This is a genomic window from Bacterioplanoides pacificum, from assembly GCF_042648445.1.
GTDB classification, from domain to species: Bacteria; Pseudomonadota; Gammaproteobacteria; order Pseudomonadales; family Oceanobacteraceae; genus Bacterioplanoides; species Bacterioplanoides pacificum.
This window is the reverse complement of sequence record NZ_JBHRYB010000016.1, coordinates 109544-128627: the sequence shown is the minus strand read 5'-3', so window position 1 is coordinate 128627 and position 19084 is coordinate 109544. Positions and strand designations below refer to the sequence as shown.

At 53.1% G+C, this 19084-nt stretch carries 17 protein-coding genes; 5 read left to right on the top strand and 12 right to left on the bottom strand.

The annotated features are described in order from the left end of the window. Window positions 1-100 precede the first annotated feature (100 nt). The 3 genes from ACFOMG_RS16530 to ACFOMG_RS16520 form a co-directional block, all read right to left on the bottom strand. A complete protein-coding gene (locus tag ACFOMG_RS16530; protein ID WP_376868287.1) occupies window positions 101-778 on the bottom strand; it encodes a carbonic anhydrase in 678 nt (225 codons plus the stop codon). Between the two features lie 125 nt (window positions 779-903). After that, on the bottom strand, window positions 904-2688 hold the full coding sequence (gene oadA / locus ACFOMG_RS16525; RefSeq protein ID WP_376868310.1) for a sodium-extruding oxaloacetate decarboxylase subunit alpha: 1785 nt from the start codon (window positions 2686-2688) through the stop codon (window positions 904-906). A gap of 15 nt (window positions 2689-2703) precedes the next feature. After that, window positions 2704-4170 (bottom strand): acetyl-CoA carboxylase biotin carboxylase subunit, encoded by a 1467-nt coding sequence (locus ACFOMG_RS16520; protein ID WP_376868285.1) that lies wholly within the window; start codon window positions 4168-4170, stop codon window positions 2704-2706. A gap of 115 nt (window positions 4171-4285) precedes the next feature. Between ACFOMG_RS16520 and ACFOMG_RS16515 the strand changes: the two genes are divergently transcribed. Next, a complete protein-coding gene (locus tag ACFOMG_RS16515; protein WP_376868283.1) occupies window positions 4286-5248 on the top strand; it encodes a LysR family transcriptional regulator in 963 nt (320 codons plus the stop codon). 127 nt (window positions 5249-5375) lie between these two features. Beyond that, window positions 5376-6698 (top strand): branched-chain amino acid transport system II carrier protein, encoded by a 1323-nt coding sequence (brnQ, locus tag ACFOMG_RS16510; RefSeq protein WP_376868281.1) that lies wholly within the window; start codon window positions 5376-5378, stop codon window positions 6696-6698. Here brnQ and ACFOMG_RS16505 read toward each other — a convergent pair. The 8 genes from ACFOMG_RS16505 to ACFOMG_RS16470 form a co-directional block, all read right to left on the bottom strand. After that, a complete protein-coding gene (locus ACFOMG_RS16505; protein ID WP_376868279.1) occupies window positions 6689-7531 on the bottom strand; it encodes a hypothetical protein in 843 nt (280 codons plus the stop codon). The two genes, brnQ and ACFOMG_RS16505, sit on opposite strands and share 10 nt — an antisense overlap. An 8-nt stretch (window positions 7532-7539) precedes the next feature. Then, window positions 7540-7665: a hypothetical protein gene (locus tag ACFOMG_RS16500; protein ID WP_376868277.1), complete on the bottom strand. Its 126-nt coding sequence runs from the start codon at window positions 7663-7665 to the stop codon at window positions 7540-7542. A 263-nt stretch (window positions 7666-7928) separates the two neighbouring features. Beyond that, window positions 7929-9482, bottom strand: a complete 1554-nt coding sequence (ahpF, locus tag ACFOMG_RS16495; protein WP_376868276.1) for an alkyl hydroperoxide reductase subunit F — start codon at window positions 9480-9482, stop codon at window positions 7929-7931. Between the two features lie 648 nt (window positions 9483-10130). Further along, on the bottom strand, window positions 10131-10688 hold the full coding sequence (gene ahpC, locus ACFOMG_RS16490; RefSeq protein WP_376868274.1) for an alkyl hydroperoxide reductase subunit C: 558 nt from the start codon (window positions 10686-10688) through the stop codon (window positions 10131-10133). Between the two features lie 209 nt (window positions 10689-10897). After that, window positions 10898-11371, bottom strand: coding sequence for a L,D-transpeptidase family protein (locus tag ACFOMG_RS16485; protein WP_376868273.1), 474 nt, complete (start codon window positions 11369-11371; stop codon window positions 10898-10900). Beyond that, window positions 11368-12849, bottom strand: coding sequence for a carboxypeptidase M32 (locus ACFOMG_RS16480; protein ID WP_376868271.1), 1482 nt, complete (start codon window positions 12847-12849; stop codon window positions 11368-11370). The genes ACFOMG_RS16485 and ACFOMG_RS16480 overlap by 4 nt, the downstream gene beginning before the upstream one ends. A 7-nt stretch (window positions 12850-12856) precedes the next feature. After that, window positions 12857-13957 (bottom strand): mechanosensitive ion channel family protein, encoded by a 1101-nt coding sequence (locus ACFOMG_RS16475; protein ID WP_376868270.1) that lies wholly within the window; start codon window positions 13955-13957, stop codon window positions 12857-12859. Between the two features lie 31 nt (window positions 13958-13988). Next, the gene (locus tag ACFOMG_RS16470) at window positions 13989-14861 is read right to left on the bottom strand and encodes a LysR family transcriptional regulator ArgP (RefSeq protein ID WP_376868269.1); all 873 of its coding nucleotides are present in this window, start codon (window positions 14859-14861) and stop codon (window positions 13989-13991) included. 27 nt (window positions 14862-14888) lie between these two features. On the opposite strand from ACFOMG_RS16470, the gene ACFOMG_RS16465 reads away from it, so the two are divergent. The 3 genes from ACFOMG_RS16465 to ACFOMG_RS16455 all read left to right on the top strand — a co-directional run bounded on the left by ACFOMG_RS16465 (window position 14889) and on the right by ACFOMG_RS16455 (window position 18025). Beyond that, window positions 14889-15593, top strand: a complete 705-nt coding sequence (locus ACFOMG_RS16465; RefSeq protein WP_376868267.1) for a LysE/ArgO family amino acid transporter — start codon at window positions 14889-14891, stop codon at window positions 15591-15593. Window positions 15594-15736: 143 nt separating this feature from the next. Continuing rightward, on the top strand, window positions 15737-17050 hold the full coding sequence (locus ACFOMG_RS16460; protein WP_376868266.1) for an acetyl-CoA hydrolase/transferase family protein: 1314 nt from the start codon (window positions 15737-15739) through the stop codon (window positions 17048-17050). Window positions 17051-17116: 66 nt separating this feature from the next. After that, entirely contained in the window at window positions 17117-18025 is a 909-nt protein-coding gene (locus ACFOMG_RS16455) for a hypothetical protein (RefSeq protein WP_376868264.1), read from the top strand. Between the two features lie 24 nt (window positions 18026-18049). Here the strand turns inward: ACFOMG_RS16455 and ACFOMG_RS16450 are convergent, their stop codons facing one another. Next, on the bottom strand, window positions 18050-19078 hold the full coding sequence (locus tag ACFOMG_RS16450) for a hypothetical protein (RefSeq protein ID WP_376868263.1): 1029 nt from the start codon (window positions 19076-19078) through the stop codon (window positions 18050-18052). Window positions 19079-19084 lie beyond the last annotated feature (6 nt).

Below are 19084 nucleotides of genomic sequence, written 5' to 3'. Positions count from 1 at the left end.
CGGATTCAGCTTAACTCCCTGTCAGGCTGAAACCAACGCGACCCCAATCGCTGTGGTGAAAAATAATCGGTTCTTTACTGTTTTCGCTAAACAGGACGATTTATTTAGCGAAAAAACGCTTTTCATTCACGGCTTCGATTTCTTCCAGATAATGATCGTGGAAATCAACAAACGGGCCACCTTCACTGCAGCGGATTTCGCCCCGTTCGATGTTATAAACCCAACCGTGTAAACGTACTTTATTGGTCGCCAGCTTAGCTGCAACCGCCGGATGAGTACGCAGATGCTGTAACTGCTGCAACACGTTTTCTTCGATCGCTTCATTCAGATATTCATGGCCAATACAGCCATCTGAATCGATATCATGACGCTCGCGCACAATTTCCATCGCACTGCGGCAGTGACCTAACCATTCTTTAACGTGTGGCAGTCCTTTCATTTGTTGCACATTCAGTGCGCCGGTAATAGCGCCACAATCGGTATGGCCACAAATAATAATATCTTTCACGCCCAGCACCGCTACGGCGTATTCCACCGATGCCGTCATACCACCGGTTTCATTGCTGTGTGGCGGAATAATATTGCCGGCATTACGACAAATAAACAGATCACCCGGGTCTGCACTGGTGACCATATTCGGATCAATACGCGAGTCCGAGCAGGTAATAAATAATGCCTGAGGGCTCTGGCCGGTCGCCAGGGTGCCAAACAGGTCTTTACGTTGCGGGTAAACTTTTTCGCGAAAGTTTAATACCCCTTCAATAATTTTAAGATCCATTGTGCACTCACCATGTTAGCTGTAAACCGGTTAGCCGGTTTTCGTTATTAAAGCAGCATACGGGATTTCTGTGGCTGAACACAGCTAAGCCGCAGCACTCTGTTCTCTTTTTTTGTCACCAATGGTTAACCGATTTCCACCAGCACTTCTCCCGGTGTCACCCGATCCCCTTTGGCCACATGAATAGCACGAATTTCGCCGCCAATACTGGCATGAACTTCCGTTTCCATTTTCATCGCCTCAGTGACCAGTAAGGCCTGCCCGGCACGTACCACATCACCCACGCTGACCAATACCTCAACGATATTACCCGGCATCGCCGCTCCCACATGCCCCGGCTCGGTAGCGCGTTTACGCCCACGGCCGGCATCGGCTACGTATTCATTCAGCGGTTCAATGCTGACTTCTTCCGGCATGCCATCAAGCGACAGATACAGTTTGCGTTTTCCGCCTTCCTGACCGGCACCGGTAATGGCGATTTCGTATTTTTCGCCGTGCACATCAATCAGAAATTCAGTCGCCACCGCAGCCGCGGTTTTATCCGTCGCGACCGCTTCCAGTGCTTCGGCTTGCAGGGTACCGGCGGCCCGCTGCTGGAAAAAGTCGCGTGCCAGATCCGGGAACATAGCGTACGTCAGCACGTCTTCTTCGTTCTGCGCCAGCTCGCCGATTTCAAGCCGTAAACGTTGCAACTCAGGGGTTAATAAATCCGCTGGCCGGCCGTCGTTAACCGGCTCATTACCAATCGCCTGCTGCTGCAGGCGCGCATTAACCGCCGTGGGTGGTTTGCCATAACCGCCCTGCAGATAACGTTTTACTTCATTGGTAATGGTTTTATACCGCTCACCGGATAACACGTTGTACACCGCCTGGGTGCCGACAATCTGTGACGTTGGTGTTACCAGCGGAGGATACCCCAGATCTTCACGAACCCGCGGAATTTCACTAAAGACCTCATGGATACGATGCAGCGCATTTTGTTCTTTCAGCTGGTTGGCCAGGTTCGACATCATGCCCCCCGGCACCTGATTCCGTTGTACGCCAACATCTTCGCGGGTGAATTCACTTTCAAACTGGTGATATTTTTTCCGCACTTCGCGGAAATAGTCAGCAATCTCCGCCAGCAATTCCAGATCTAGACCGGTGTCGTACGGCGAATGCCGTAACGCCGCAACCTGCGATTCCGTTGCCGGATGGCTGGTACCACCGGCAAACGATGAAATTGCGGTATCAATCCGGTCGGCACCGGCTTCAATCGCTTTCAGCTGGCATAACGCCCCCAGTCCGGCGGTCTGATGGCTGTGAATCACCAGCGGTAAATCCACCTCGGCTTTGATCGCACTGACCACGTCGAAGGTGGCAAACGGCTCCAGCAAACCAGCCATATCTTTAATGGCAATCGAATCGGCGCCCATATCGCGCAGCTGTTTGGCCTGTTCGACAAACAGCTGCGGTTTATGCACCGGACTGGTGGTGTAACAGATGGTACCCTGAGCGTGTTTACCGGCCGCCTTAACCGCCGTCATCGCGGTTTCCAGATTGCGCAAATCGTTTAATGCATCAAACACCCGGAACACATCAATGCCGTTGGCGGCCGCCCGCTGTACAAAAGCCTGCACCACATCGTCGGCGTAATGGCGGTAACCCAACAGGTTCTGGCCCCGTAATAACATCTGCAAACGGCTGTTAGGCAGGGCCGCACGTAACTGGCGTAATCTTGCCCAGGGGTCTTCTTTCAGGAAACGCACACAGGCATCAAAGGTGGCACCACCCCAGACTTCCAGCGACCAGTAACCCACCTGATCCAGCCTGGCGCAGATTGGTAACATATCTTCGGTGCGTAAGCGGGTGGCAATCAGAGACTGATGCGCATCGCGCAGTGTCAGATCGGTGACTTCAATGGCTTTCATCATCTGTTCTCCTGATTACAAACCCGCATGGCCAGCGATGGCAGCGGCAATCGCCAGTGCGATATCGCGTGGCTGACGTTTATTGGAATAACTCAGCAGTTGCGGATTGTCGCTGACAAAGCTGGTATTAAACTGCCCGGCACGGAACTGCGGATGGGCCAGAATCTGCTGATAATACGGCGCGGTGGTGGTCACCCCCTGTAAACGCATATCGTCCAGCGCACGCTGACCACGGGCGATCACTTCATCCCAGCTGAGCGCCCAGACCACCAGCTTCAGACACATAGAGTCAAAATACGGCGGGATGTCATAGCCGGTATAAATAGCGGTATCGACCCGTACTCCCGGGCCACCCGGTGCGTAATAATGGCTGATGCGGCCAAAACTGGGAAAAAAGTCATTCTGCGGATCTTCGGCGTTAATACGGAACTGCAGTGCAAACCCCTGATAACGGATATCCTGCTGGCGGAAAGTCAGTGCATTGCCGGCCGCAATACGCAGCTGTTCACGGACGATATCCACCCCGGTGATTTCTTCGGTGATGGTGTGTTCAACCTGCACCCGGGTGTTCATTTCCATAAAATACACCTGGTTGCCGGTAAGCAGAAATTCCACCGTGCCGGCATTTTCGTAACCCACCGCCATGGCTGCTTTCACCGCCAGGCTGCCGACATAATCGCGCTGTTCCGGCGTCAGCTGAGGACTGGGCGCAATTTCGATCAGCTTCTGGTTACGCCGCTGAATAGAGCAGTCACGCTCATACAGATGAATCACATTACCCTGACCATCGGCCAGAATCTGCACCTCGATATGGCGCGGATTAACGATACATTTTTCCAGGAATACGTCGGCACTGCCAAACGCTTTGCTGGCTTCAGAAATCACCCGCGGATACTGCTGACGTAATTCGCCAGCGTCATCACAACGACGAATCCCGCGGCCACCACCACCCGAGGTGGCTTTAATCATGACCGGATAACCAACCTCTTCAGCCAGTGCCAGCGCCTGCTCAACATCGGTCAGATTGCCATCGGAGCCGGGGGTCACCGGAACACCGGCGGCACGCATACTATCGCGGGCGGCGGTTTTATCCCCCATACGCTCAATGACCGCGGAAGCCGGGCCGATAAAGACAATGCCCGCCTGTTCCGCCAGCCGGGCAAACTCCGCATTTTCCGATAAAAAACCATAACCGGGATGAATGGCGTCGCAGCCGGTCTGTACCGCCAGACTGACGATACGCGCCGGATCCAGATACCCTGCCAGCGGATCTTCACCCAGACTGTGTGCCTCATCTGCACGCTTTACGTGTAAGGCATAACGGTCTGCTTCGGTGTACATCGCAACCGACTGAATCCCCATTTCGGCACAGGCACGCACAATGCGCAGCGCTATTTCACCACGATTGGCAATCAGCACTTTGTTCAGCCTGGCCTCGGTACCGGATTCACGGCTGGCCGGGGTGTGATTAAAAACAGACATCCGCTCCTCCCGTCGTATGGTCGATAGCAGCTACCCTAACCCGGGCGACTCCATCAGTTAAAATTAATCGTTCTTTGGGTTAGCATAAGCTCTGGTTTATACATCGGAATGGGTTATGCCGTTAACCGTACAACGCCTGGTCAACCGCCTCAGCCTGCGTCAGTTACAACTGTTTCAGGCCGTTAATGAACAGGGTGGCTATGGCAAAGCCGCCGAGCTGCTGGGCCTGACTCAGCCTGCGGTCAGCGCCCAGATCAAACAGCTGGAAGAAGCCGTTGGCCATAAATTATTTGAATACGTCGGCCGCAAGTTATATCGCACCCAGGCCGGAGATATTGTCGCCGCCAGCGTAAATCAGGTGTTTGAACAGCTGAAACATATGCAGGCCAGCCTGCATGCACTGGAAGGCAAAATATCCGGCGACTTACGGGTTACAGCGGTGAATACCGCCCAGTTTGTGCTGCCCTATTTATTACAGCCGTTTTTGCGTGAACACCCGGATATCGCCACTCAGGTGCATGTCGTCAATCGCCAGAACGCCATCGAACGGCTGAAAAATAACCGCGACGATCTGGTGGTGATGGGGATGGTGCCAAGTGAGCGGCCATTTACATCGCTGCCGTTTCTCGATAACGAGCTGGTGCCGGTATGGCGCGGCGATCATCCGCTGGCACAAAAACAGGCCAGTTCCGGCAAACAGTTAACCGCACAACAGTTTCTCGATCTACCTCAGCTGGTGCGGGAACACGGCTCCGGCACCCGGCTGGCGCTGGAACTGCATTGTCAGCAACAACGGCTGAACTTTAAGCCCCATATGGAGCTGGGCTCCAGCGACGCGTTAAAACATGCCATTCTTGCCGGGCTGGGGGTGTCGGTAGTACCGAAACTGGGGATTAAAGCAGAACTGGAACTGGGTCAGCTGCAGATCGCAGATGTCGACGGATTTCCGCTGCGGCGCTCCTGGTGCCTGGTGTATCCATCGGCCAAACAGCCCAGTCCGGCGACCCAGGCGTTTATTAACTATGTACAACAAAACACCGCGTTGCTGGCCCGCCAGTTTGGTGTCGGGCCCTATTAACCGTTACTGACCGGCATCAAAAAACTACTTAATGACCACGTAATTCTCTGTCTCACCTGCCGTGGGAGGTCGCCAGTGCCGCCCACAATCCCTATAATCGCGCGCTTTTCTCGTTTTCAGGTGCACTATGCCAGCTTTTAAGCGCAGCGATGTCCTCGCGCTCGGATTTATGACTTTCGCCTTGTTCCTTGGCGCCGGCAACCTGATTGTACCGCCGGAAGTCGGGCGCCAGGCCGGCAGCGATTTCTGGCCGGCGACACTGGGTTTCCTCGCCACCGGCGTTGGTTTGCCTTTGTTAGGCGTATTAGCCGCGGCCATTTGTGGCGGTGGTCTGCGCGAAGTCACCCGACCATTACCAGCCTGGGCCGCCATCAGTTTTGGTGTCGCCATTTATTTATCCATCGGGCCGTTATTCGCCATACCCCGCACCGCAACCGTCGCCTTTGAAATGGGTGCCTCCCCCTGGCTGGACAGTCAACAAACCAGCCAGACCGCGCTGGCACTTTATTCCGTTATCTTTTTTGTGCTCAGCACCTTTCTGGCGTTATCACCGGGAAAACTGATGGACCGGATTGGCCGTTATATTACCCCGGTACTGATACTGGTACTGGCCGCCATGGCACTGGGCATTCTGTTGAAACCACAGGGTGGCATCGTCGATAGCAGCCAGCTGCCACAGAGCGCATTTGTATTCGGCTTTATGCAGGGGTATCAAACCATGGATGCACTGGCGTCCATGGTATTCGGCATCGTGATTATTCAGGCCATTCGTGATCGGGGGGTCACGGACCGGCGCAGCATTACTCGTCTGGCCATTGCTGCCGGGGTGATTGCTGCTTTGTGTTTATCGCTGGTGTATGTACCTATGTCCTGGCTGGGCGCTACCAGCCATACGGTAGCCAGCCAATACGACAGCGGCGGACATCTGATAGCACTGTACATTACCGCTATTTTTGGCCCTGCCGGACAGATTATCCTGGCCGTGATTATCACCCTGGCCTGTCTGACCACCGCTGTGGGCCTGCTGACCAGCTGCAGTGAATATTTTAATCAGCTGCTGCCAAAGGTATCTTACCGCAGCTTTGTAATTGCCCTGGCGCTGTTCAGTGCCGTTATTGCCAACCAGGGACTGACGCAGATCATTCAGCTGTCGATTCCGGTGCTGGTGGCGTTATACCCATTAACCATGACTCTGATTGCGCTGTCGCTGATGCGTCCCTGGATGCGCGACCCTCAACGGGTGTTTGCCTTTGGCATGAGTGCCACCGCACTGATTGCTTTGTACGATGGCCTGAATGCCGCCAGCCTGGTACCTGCCGGCATTACTGGCTGGTATCAGCAGCTGCCACTGGCAGCCAGTGGCATGGCCTGGCTGGCTCCGGCTTTAGTCGCCATCAGTGCCGGCTGGCTGATGCAACGCCAGCTGGTCCCGGCAGACGTTCAGAACTGATACGCCGCAGCGATAAACCAGGACTGTTGCCGGTTCTGGTTTTCCGGCTCATGCAGAAACACCCGGTTCTGGCCGTTACTGGCGGCCACCCGGCGTGAGCGCGGAAACCAGCGCTGTTGCTGCTGATGACCCAGCTGTAGCTGCCAGGCGCTGGTCAGCTGATAACCGCAGCGCAGCTGAGCGCTTATCTGATGGCCGTTTTTTAACGGCACCAGCGGTGTACCATAACCTAACGACTGCAGCTCAACCTGCAGTTGCCCGTGCCACAGCAGTGACCCGCTTGCTCCCAGTGCCAGGCTCAGCCGCGACGACCAGGGCCAGCGATATTCCAGCCCGGCGCTTAACATCCGCCACTGATAACGTTCCTGCAAGGCCAGTGTATTCCCCCGGCTGCGGATATGCCGCTGCCACACACTCTGCCTCAGGCCGGCGGATAACTGCCAACGGCTGTCTGACGGCTGATACCACAGAGTTGCGTCCAGCTGGCTGACACCTTCCTGAGTATCTGTCCGGTAAGCGCTGCCGGCCTGGGTCTGGCCGTTGTAAGTTAATACACCGCGGCTGCGGCCAGCCTGTAATTGCACACCCCAGTGGCGGCTGAGCGCCTGACGCCAGCGTAATTGCAGGCCCGGTAAATAACCACTTTCGCGGTTCAGTTCCTGGTGTTCGGCATCGAATTCCTGATACAGCCAGCGGCTGGTCTGCAACTGCAGCGTCAGTTCAGCAGCACTGGCTGGCAACGCAGCCGTTGGTAACACAACCAATAACAGCCATAAAAAAACAGCCGGCGCACTGCGCCGGCCGTTTACTGTCTGAGCCGGTATGACCCACATACAAGCGCCTAACGTAACTGCTGCTTCGCCTGGCTGCTCAGCGAATATTGGCCACAGGAGCCAGAACTGCCACCACAACCAGTGAGCATCAGAGAATAGAAAGCAAGCGGCAGAAATGCTTTAGCAAAGTTCATATCCATTATCCTTGTTACATCATCCAATAGCCGCCAAAGCAGCAGTGAAAAGGGATTATAAACACTAGAGTTGCCACAAACAGTATCAATATGCGCCGCAATGCATACCACAACCAGCCGCAGCAACAAAAAAAGCCCGGCACCATCATGGTCGCCGGGCTGTTTTTACCCACCAAACAACGGCCGGCTGGCCGATGCTTAACAGCGTGTGGGCCGGGCATTTCAGCCCTAGGGTGCTGCTGTTAATGGTTTACGTTAATCAATCATTGACGAATCAGGTGATCAAACGCGCCCAGTGCGGCGGTGGCACCGGCGCCCATGGAGATAATGATTTGTTTGTACGGCACCGTGGTACAGTCACCGGCGGCGAACACGCCCGGCATACTGGTCTGGCCGTGTTCGTTAATCACAATCTCACCGCGATTGCTTAACTCAACGCTGTCTTTCAGGAACTCGGTGTTCGGCACCAGGCCAATCTGCACAAAGATACCGGCCAGTTGTAACTCTTTGTCTTCACCGCTGATCCGATCCTGGTACTTCAGCCCGGTGACACGTTCACCATCACCCAGTACTTCGGTGGTCATGGCGTTTTTAATGATGGTGACGTTGGGCAGCGATTCGGCTTTTTTCACCAGCACCGCATCGGCACGCAGAGTATCAGCAAATTCCAGTACAGTGACGTGCTCGACAATACCGGCCAAATCGATAGCGGCTTCAATGCCGGAGTTACCCCCACCAATGACCGCAGTCTTTTTGCCTTTAAACAGCGGGCCATCACAGTGCGGGCAGTACGCCACACCTTTGGCTTTGTATTGCTGCTCGCCCGGGACGTTCATTTCTCTCCAGCGTGCACCGGTTGCCAGAATAACGCTCTTACCACTGACCACAGCGCCGTTCGCAAGTTCCACTTCGGTCAGGCCGCTATCGGTTTTACGCAGCGCCACCGCCTGTTGGGCTTTCATCACATCGACGTCGTATTCGTTAACGTGTTCTTCCAGGTGGGCCACCAGTTTCGGGCCTTCGGTGTACGGCACCGAAATAAAGTTTTCGATACCCACGGTGTCCGCTACCTGACCACCAAAACGCTCGGCCACAATACCGGTACGAATACCTTTACGCGCCGCGTAAATCGCGGCTGATGCACCCGCTGGGCCACCGCCCACCACCAGCACATCAAACGGGTCTTTGTCGGCAACCGCCGCAGCCGCTTTAGCATCGGCGTCGTCATCCACTTTATTGAGGATATCGGCCAGCGTTTGTTTGCCGTTGGCAAGCGGTTCACCGTTTAAGTACAGCGCCGGTACCGCCATGATGTTTTTGTCGGTCACTTCCTGCTGGAACACACCACCATCAATCATGGTTGCGGTGATATTCGGGTTCAGTGCCGCCATCAGGTTCACTGCCTGTACCACGTCCGGACAGTTGTGACACGACAGTGAGACATACACCTCGAAGTTCAGTGTTTTGCTCAGGCTTTTGGCCTGATCCTGCAGTGCCTGATCTTCTTTTGACGGATGGCTGCCTGCTTGCAACAGTGCCAGCACCAGTGAGGTAAATTCATGACCCAGAGGTACACCAGCAAAAGTAACGCGTGCTGGCTGACCGGCCTTAGCGACCGTCATGACCGGCGAGCGACCGTTGATTTCGTCTTCGGTTACAGAAACGGAAATATCCTCGTGTAACTCAGCGATTTCGTGCGCTAACTCTTCTAACTCACGTGCTTTATCGGAACCGTTAACCGATACCTGAAGCTCAATCGGATTACGCAGATTAGCCAGGTAAGCGCCCAGTTGTTGTTTCATAGTTGCGTCAAGCATGACGAGCTCCTTATTAGGGTCTGTTTCAGCGTGTCTGAGTTCGTTAATACAGGTCTGGACTCAGTGATTTGCGCTGCTTAATTCAAAGTACGCAGTTATAGTAGCCAGCGCGGTTAAATATATGAAATCAATCTTTTTAAATACACTGATAGTTATTTACTAACACAGGGTCATTAAGAAAGTTAATTACCCAGATTTCTGCCTAGTCTGGCTCCCACGCTCTGCGTGGTAGTCATATCTGAACTGAGAAAAATCAGAAGGTTAAAGCCTGACGATTTAGCTACCACGCAGAGCGTGGGAGCTAGAATATCTCGCCCTGCGGGCAGCTTCTCTGTGCAAAATGTGCATCTGCATTTTGTCCCTGTAGCTAGATGCTTCCGTCACATCCTGTGGCTGCTCACAAAACGAACCCGTTGCTCGGCTTATCTTCAATTTCAACAACAGTCTGGCTCCCACGCTCTGCGTGGTAGTCATATCTGAACTGAGAAAAATCAGAAGGTTAAAGCCTGGCGATTTAGCTACTACGCAGAGCGTGGGAGCTAGAATAGAAGTTGTACTACCAAACACAAAAAAGCTCCGCGATAAGAGCGGAGCTTTGGTTCAGCTACCACGCGGAGCGTAGTAGCCAGTGCAAGCAAGTAGCTTTGCTTAGATTTTGCCGACCAGATCCAGAGAAGGAGCCAGAGTCGCTTCACCTTCTTTCCACTTCGCCGGGCAAACTTCGCCTGGGTTGTTACGAACGTACTGAGCCGCTTTTACTTTGCGCATCAGGTCGTCTGCATCACGGCCAATGCCTTCCGCAGTGATTTCCATCGCCTGGATCACGCCATCCGGATCGATCAGGAACGTAGCACGGTCTGCCAGGCCCTGGCCTTCACGCATCACACCGAAGTTGTTGGTGATGTTGCCGTTCTGGTCGCCCAGCATGTAGTAGTTGATCTTACCGATGGTGTCAGAAGAATCGTGCCATGCTTTGTGGGTGAAGTGAGTGTCAGTCGACACAGAGAATACTTCTACGCCCAGCTTTTGCAGCTCTTCGTATTTGTCAGCCACGTCGCCCAGCTCAGTAGGACATACGAAGGTGAAGTCTGCTGGGTAGAAGAAGAATACCGCCCACTTACCTTTAACGTCCGCTTCAGTAACGTCTACGAATTCGCCTTGTTTGAAGGCTGTTGCGCTGAATGGTTTGATTTCAGTGTTGATCATGGTTTAACTCCATTAAGTGAATCATTTGCCCGAAGGCCTGATAAGTAAAACATAAGTAATAAGAACAGGATCTATAATAGGGAACGGCGGGTGATTCGTTAAATTGATCTTTTTAAAGAGGGTGATTATATTTTTCAATCACTGATTAATAGAGACTATCGACGGCCGATTAGCCATAGGAATCAGCCAATCCGAGCTGACTAGCCTACCTACCACTCTATTTGAATCGGCGTACCAACAGCAACTAACTCCATAAACTCATCCATTTCAGCATTTGTCAGAGCGATACAGCCATCAGTCCAGTTAAAGCGCTGCATAATCGGAGCTAACCAACCCAGCCAGTTTTTCTGACCATGCACCATGATAAAGCCGCCAGGAGACACTCCTAGTTTCTCCGCATTCTCTATGTCTTTTTTGTTTGGATAGGAAACATGCATCGCACGATAAAAAGAGGAGTCCTCCTTTTTGTAATCGAGAGTGTAACGCCCTTCCGGTGTTTTCTGATCGCCTTCCTGCTGCTTGTGTCCTTTCGGGCTTCCACCAAAAGCCACGTGATATTCTTTTACGACTTCTGCGCCATCCAGCAGAAACATTCTGCCGGATGATTTATCAACTTTAACCAAATCAACCGCTGCTAAAGCCGGATTAATTAAAAGGGACAGAGTTAAAAACAGAAATTTCATAAATACCTTTGCTGCAAATGCGCTTTAAAGTGCCTGGCATTCAGTACTTCACCGGTCGCCTGCTTCACCAGCTCGTCCGTTGTTAACAGGCTGCCTTTGCTCCAGAGATTATCCTGCAACCAGCTGAACACCGGAGTCAGATCAGCACGGCGCACAGCCGCTTCAACATCCACTGTATCGCGCATACTGGCCATAAACTGTGCCGCATACATCGCCCCTAAGGTGTAGCTGGGAAAATATCCAAAGGCACCGTCGGTCCAGTGGATATCCTGCATACAGCCGTCGCGGAAATTACCCGCTGTGCTTAAACCTAAATATTGCTGCATTTTGGTATCCCATAATTCCGGCACGTCGTTATGGGAGATCACTCCATTGATTAAATCACGTTCAATTTCATAACGCAGAATCACGTGCGCCGGATAGGTCAGCTCATCGGCATCCACCCGGATAAAATCTTTTTTTATCCGGGTATAAATTTTTTGCAGATTATCAACCGCAAACAGCGCAGCATCATGGCCGCTGAAATGGTGTACACATAAGCTGGCCAACTGAGCGATAAACGCCGAACTCCGACCAAGCTGCATCTCAAAAAATAACGACTGCGATTCATGAATACCCATAGAGCGGGCTTCACCCGCTGCGCTACCCGCCAGGTGTTTTGGCAAACCCTGCTCATAACGGGCATGACCGGTTTCGTGCACGATGCCCATTAACGACTGCACAAATTCATCGTCGCGATAACGCGTGGTAATGCGCACATCACTCGGCACACCACCACAAAACGGATGCACACTTTCATCCAGCCGGCCGTGATTAAAATCGAACTGCAGCAGCTTCATCACATCCTGGCCTAATGCTTTCTGCTGTGCAGCCGGATAATGACCACTCGGAGCTATAAAGGATTCTGACGCCTGTTTTTCAAGCGCCTGATCGATCAGGTCAGGCAACCAGCCTTTTACATCGTCGAAAACGATATCCAATGATGCACTACTGGTACCCGGTTCGTAGATTTCCAGCATGGCATCGTACGGTGAAAGACCCGTGGCCTCGGCACGAATCTGCGCTTCCTCCTGAGATAATTTAACCACCTCAGCCCAGTTTTTTTCGAAGCCGGCCCAGTCATTTTCTGTGCGCTGAGTACGCCAGGCGTGTTCACACCTGGAACCCGCCAGTGATTGTGCTTCCACCAGCGCTTGCGGCAGCACATTCGCCTGCTGCCAGTCGCGTTTCATTTCCCGCAGTGTGGCTTGTTGCTCCACATTTAACGTTTCATTGTCGGCATCGTTAAACCATTCGCCCAACTGCGGCTGGGTTTTCAGGTTGTGGATATGAACCGACAATTCAGCCATGGCAGCCGCGCGCGCTTCTGCACCACCGGCTGGCATCATGGCGGCCTGATCCCAGCCACAAATAGCAGACAGATGGCTGAAATGAGACACTTTTTCTGAGTGTTGAAGCAGTTTTTCAAACGCTGACATAAGGCCTTTATCCTTGTACCGGTGCCTGTACCCTGGCCTGCTCCTGCGATGCTAACGCCGCCGGCACGGAATCCAGGTGCAGGGTGCGGGTCGGGAAGGCACAGTCGGCGTCGTGCTGGTGAATAATATTCAGAATTTCCAGCAGCACCTTTTGTTTAATTTCGTGATACTCCACCCAGTTGGTGGTTTTGGTAAAGGTATAGACAAAAAAGTCCAGGCTGGAGGCACCAAAGCTGTTGAAGTTAACGATCAGCGTCTGGTTATCATCAATATCCGGGTGCTGCTCCAGCATGGAACGCACAGCGGCAATGATGGCGGGTAATTTGCGCGAATCCTGATAACGCACACCAATGGTTTCGTAAATCCGGCGATTGGACATACGTGACGGGTTTTCCACCGAAATATTAGTAAACACTGAATTCGGTACGTACAGCGGACGTTTATCAAAGGTGCGGATGGCCGTCACCCGGAAGCCAATTTTTTCCACCGTACCTTCGATGGAGCGGTCCGGCGAGCGAATCCAGTCGCCCACTTTAAACGGCCGGTCGAGATATACAATGATGGAACCAAAAAAGTTGGCCAGCAGATCTTTGGCGGCCATACCGACAATCAGACCACCAACACCACCAAACGCCAGGATGCCGGAAATAGAAATGCCTAATAACTGAAACACCGGCAGAATAATTAATACCGTCACCGTCAGTTTAGCCACTTTGCCCACCAGCTGAACCGTGGTTGGGTCAGCACCGTTATCCAGCTGACGATATTCAATGCGGTTAATTAATCGCCAGATGGCCCAGGCCACCAGTACGATCAGGGATAACTGGCGCACCACCGGAATACTGGTAACAATTTCGGAGGAAAAATGCCGGGCACTGATATCCGCTACCCAGGTCATGCCCACCACAAATACCGTCCAGTTAATCGGCACACCAATGGCGTCGATCACGACATCGTCCCAGCGGTTGCGGGTTTTGGCCGCCAGCCGTGCGATATGACGACGGGTAATCCGCCAACCCAGCCCGGCGGATAAAGTAATCCCCAGGGCAATCGATACATCCCAGAACCAATCGTAATTCTGTGAAATCAGATCATTCCACCATTCCACCTGCAGACTCCTTTTATTGTCTGGTTTTCGTTTACAACAAACACTCAGCCGCGTGTTTTACCACCGCCTGGCGCAACTGAACCATATAGTCACTTTCAGTTTGCCAGTAATGCCAATAATGTGGCACATCAATCCAGTGCTGAGGGGCAACATTCACCAGCGAACCATCGGCCAGAAACTCACGCACCTGTATTTCCGGCATCATACCAAAACCTAACCCGGCTCTGGCCATCTGCACAAAGCCACTGCTCGACGGCACCCGCTGAAAACGCCCGGGGGCATCCAGTTGCAGCAGAGCTAAAAACTGATGCTGCAGCTGGTCGTCGCCACTGTACACCAGGCACGGGGCCTGCTGCAGCCAGTGATGGCCGCGGTCGCCGGCGGCGTAATTATGAATAAAATCCGGGCTGGCCAGCGCCAGATACCGTACCACTCCCAGCTTTTGTGACAAACCACCGTTAACCGGCTGCGCACTTTCACAGATACAGGCCATGACCTCACCGTTTTTCATGCGTTGCAGGCCAATCCGCTGATCTTCGATGACCAGTTCAAAATTCATCCGCTGACTGACCGGGCACTGCGCCAGTGCCGGCGCCAGCCAGGTATCGATGGAATCCGCATTCACCGCCAGCCGTACCGTGACGTCCTGCTCCGGATGTTCTTCCGTTAACAGGCTCTGCTCCAGCTGCTGCACCTGTTGCAGATGATTGGTGAGCCGCTGCCCTATTTCCGTCAGCCTGGGGGGAGAGATGCGTAACAATACCGGCTGGCCAAGACGAAACTCCAACTGTCGGATGCGTTGACTGACCGCCGATTGGGAAATATTCAGCCGTTTTGCAGCGCGCTCAAAACCGCCCTGTTCTATCACTGCGGTCAGAGCTTCCAGCGCCCGATAATCAAACATTAGTTTTTCTAATATCCCATCAGATTTATGAGTTGGATTAATAATAACGCCGGTTCTATTGTGGCGGCAAATAGCCCGTTTTTGCCGTTAGCGGAGGACAATATGCAAACCGAGCTGCAGCAGTTATTCACCAATGGCGCGACCGGTTTTATGGTGGCGTTTGGCCTGATTGTAGCCATCGGTGCGCAGAATGCCTGGGTACTCAATAAAAGCCTGCGCGGCGAACATCCCTGGGTGATCACGGCAGTTTGTGTCGCCATTGATATCACCCTGATCAGCGTTGGGGTGTTCACCATCAGCCAGATCCAGCAATGGTTACCGCCGTTAATTCCGGCCGTGACATTATTTGGCGTATTGTTTTTATGCTGGCTCAGTGCCCAGGCGTTTTACCGCGCCTGGCTGGGTGGCGCAGGGCTGGCAACCAGTAACAATAGCCAGCTCAGCAGCCCCTGGCGCAGTGCCGGCCAGGCCTGCGCCATCAGCCTGCTGAACCCCCATGTTTATCTGGATACCGTGATCCTGATTGGCAGCATCGGCGCTCAGCAAAGCGCCCCGTTATGGTTTATCGCCGGTGCCGGCAGTGCCTCAGCGCTGTGGTTCAGCACCCTGGCTGCCGGTGGTCGCTGGTTGCGCCCCTACCTGACTCAGCCCCGCCACTGGCAATGGCTGGAGTTAATTACCGGCCTGTGTTTATTCGTAGTGGCTTTATTATTACTACAACGTTTGTGGTAGTCGCTCCCGCTTTATGGTGTGTTTTTTGTCATCACTGACCAGCGCCTTGACCCAGCTCAGCAAAGTTTCTGTAGCTGTCATAGACAGGCAACGCCGAACTGCTAAAGTTCTCAGCAACATTCACTTCCCGACAGGACCCGCAGATGGACATTGCCAGCCTTTACGACCAGAAAAGGATTAGCCCGGAAAACGCCGCCGACTACCTGAACGACGGTGACAACCTGATTCTTGGTATGAGCGTCGCCATGCCACCGGCACTGATGGCCGGTGTTGCCAGTGCTTTACATCAGCAACAGCTGAAGTCACTGAACCTGTATTACATGCACGGCACCCAGGCCTTATGTGACACCTTACTGGTGCCCGAACTGGCCGATCAGGTCTGCCCGCGCCCCTTATTTATGAGCAGCCACGACCGCGAAGCGCTGAAGCGGTTAAACAGCCATACCCTGATGGAGTTTGTGCCATCAACCTTCCATCAGGTCGGACGGTTATTAACCGAACAGATTGAGCCGCACTGTTTTATGGTGACGGTATCGCCGATGGATAAACACGGGTATTTCAGCCTCGGTACCAATGCCGACTACGGCGCCAGTGTGATTCGCAAAGCCAGGAAGGTGGTGGTGGAAGTAAATGAACATATGCCGCGTACCTTTGGCGAGTGCTCGGTTCATATTTCCGAGGTCGATGCCATCGTTGAGCATCACCAACCCTTAATCGAAATCAGCGCTCAGCCGCCCTCTGCAACCGATACCCAGATTGCCGAATTTATTGTTGAGCGCATTGACGATGGCGATACGCTGCAAATGGGTGTGGGAGGTGTTCCCAATTCGGTGCTGGGCTATTTATCCAACCATAAAAACCTCGGGCTCCATTCAGAGTTATTCAGCCCGGCGATGGTGGATTTAATTAAATCCGGGGTTATTAATGGCCGCCTGAAAAACTGGATGCAGCACAAACACGTTTTTACCCTGGCACTGGGTGACAAAGCGATGTACGACTTTATGGATGACAATCCATCGATTGTTGGTTACCCGGCGTCCTGGGTGAATAACCCCAGTATTATTCGCAAAAATCGCAATATGGTTTCGGTCAATGCCGCCATTGAGGTAGACCTCACCGGCCAGATCAACGCCGAGCAACTGGCCGGACAACCATTCTCGGGCACCGGCGGGCAGCTGGATTTTGTCCGGGGCGCCTATGCATCGAATGGCGGCCGTTCCTTTATTGCGCTGCACTCCACCGCGAAACAAGGCCAGCTCAGCCGCATCGTGCCACAACTGCAAGGCGGTGCGGTTACCGATACCCGCATGGACACCCAGTTTGTTGTCACCGAGTATGGTTGCGTTGATCTCAAAGGCCTGTCGTTACCGCAACGGGCCCGCGCGCTGATCGGTATCGCTCATCCCGACTTCCGTGACGACCTCAGTAATAAAGCGCTGGCGCTGGGCCTGCTTTAATCCACAGAGTTTTTATCAACTCCGGGATACAGGCTATGCTGTACCGGAGTTAACCGGGAAATGTCTATGAAAACACACAGCCTGAGCGCGCTGGTCCTTATAGCGGTCGGCCATATCGCAATCGCTAACGAAAACGAAAACGATGCCGACACTAACAGCTACATCCCCAAACCGCCCGCCGGTGCCTTTGTGGTAACCTATTTTGATAGCGCCGCCATCACCAATCTGAATGGTGTTGAGCCGGCACCCGAGGCCACTCAGGTGGATACCTACCTGAAAGTACCACTGGGTGTGTCCGGCGATCTGACACAAGGCCTCTGGGTGTATCAGTTTACCTTCCGGGAACGTGAATTCCGTTTCGACAATACGCCATCCTCCACCAAGCAACGGCTGTACGACATCGCCTTTCCGCTGAGCTACATCGTTGAACACGATAAAAACTCGCGCTGGGTGTTTAACCTGTCACCGGGGGTTAAATCGTCACTGGAATACTTCGGCAGTGACGATCTGGCGATGAATGCTGTAGCGCAATATTCCAGCAAGGGGCAATACCACGGTTATAACCTGGGTTTGGTGTACACCCATCGTTTTGGTGAAGGCAAATTTGTCCCCCTGATGAACTACCGCTATCGCAGTGGAAAAACCGTCAGTATGGTGGTCGGCTTCCCATTTTCCCGCCTCAGTTATGCGCCCAGCTTTGGCCAGCATTATTTTGCCAAGCTGACGCCGGAAGGTGGCAGCTGGCACGTTTACAACAAAGGCAATAAAAAACAGAGCTACCAGTTTGAACAACAGGGTTTCCGCCTCGGCTTAGGCGCGGAATATCAGCTAACCGGGCCGTTATGGCTGGGAGCGGAAGCCGGCGTACAATTTAAGCAGCAATTAACGCTGGATAACGATCAGGGCCAGAGTGGTACGCTGGAGCTGGAAGACAGTAATTACCTGCAACTGACGGCCAAATTACGCTTTCGCTGACACCGGCAGGTCAACGGCAATAACTCAGCGCCAGCTTTCTATTTGCAGGCGTATCTGGCGGATGTTTTCCACCATCGCCTCGGGCAGTTGCCAGTCGAGGATATCGGCACGTTTGGCTAATAACGCTTCCGGTTGCATCAAGTCTGGTAACAGCTTCAGACCATCTGTATTCAACAAGGTCGCCGCCAGAGTTTTATCATAACGTTGCGGCAATAATTCCGTCTGGCAGCGCGGCTGATAATCCATGACTTTGGTTAACATCGACGCGGTACGAAAGGCATTACAGTTCACCGCTTCATTCCAGCCCTGATCAACATACCCTGCCCAGCGGAATGGCTGGCTGACCTGCCAGCGTTTATTAATACAACGAATATAGGGTTCCGGCTGTTCACCGCTCAGAGGGTCTGGCTGGTGCGCCAGGATACGGTTCCAGAAACGTAAACCGTTAAAGTTGGCGGTTAAATCGGCATAAGAAAACACACCGGTTGTTTGTGCGCCAAAATACACAGATTCAGACCACTGACCAAATACCAGCGCCTCATTGATACCATCCCGCAGGCGGCTGGTTACTTCAAAATAGCTCAGCCCTTCGGTAAAAAAATGGCCCAGTTTATCGCTGCCGATTTCGACATCATGAATACGGATAACGGCGGCCATTCGTTCACTCAGCACCAGGGTTGGCGCTTCGGCACTGTCGTATTGGCGGTAAACAGACTGAGGAAAGCTGACCCGGCGTTTATCCACCTCTGCAGACTGCTCAGCGAACGTCTCCAGCTGACCGATTAACGGTCGCGCCAGTTGTGACTCCAGCTGTGTATACAGCCGATTAACATCACACTGAGCACGAATGCGGTGATGCACTTTTTTGGATTGCTGGGGACGGGCGTAAAAGCCATTGGCACGTCGTACCGCTTCGTGGATACGGCGATTAATTTCTTTTTCCAGTCGCTGGCTGCTGTCTTTTAATGGTCGCCCTGGTGTGAACTGATCAACCTCCGCCGCAAATGACAGGGGCAAGTAAAACAATAAACACACAACAAAACAGGCACGCATAAATAT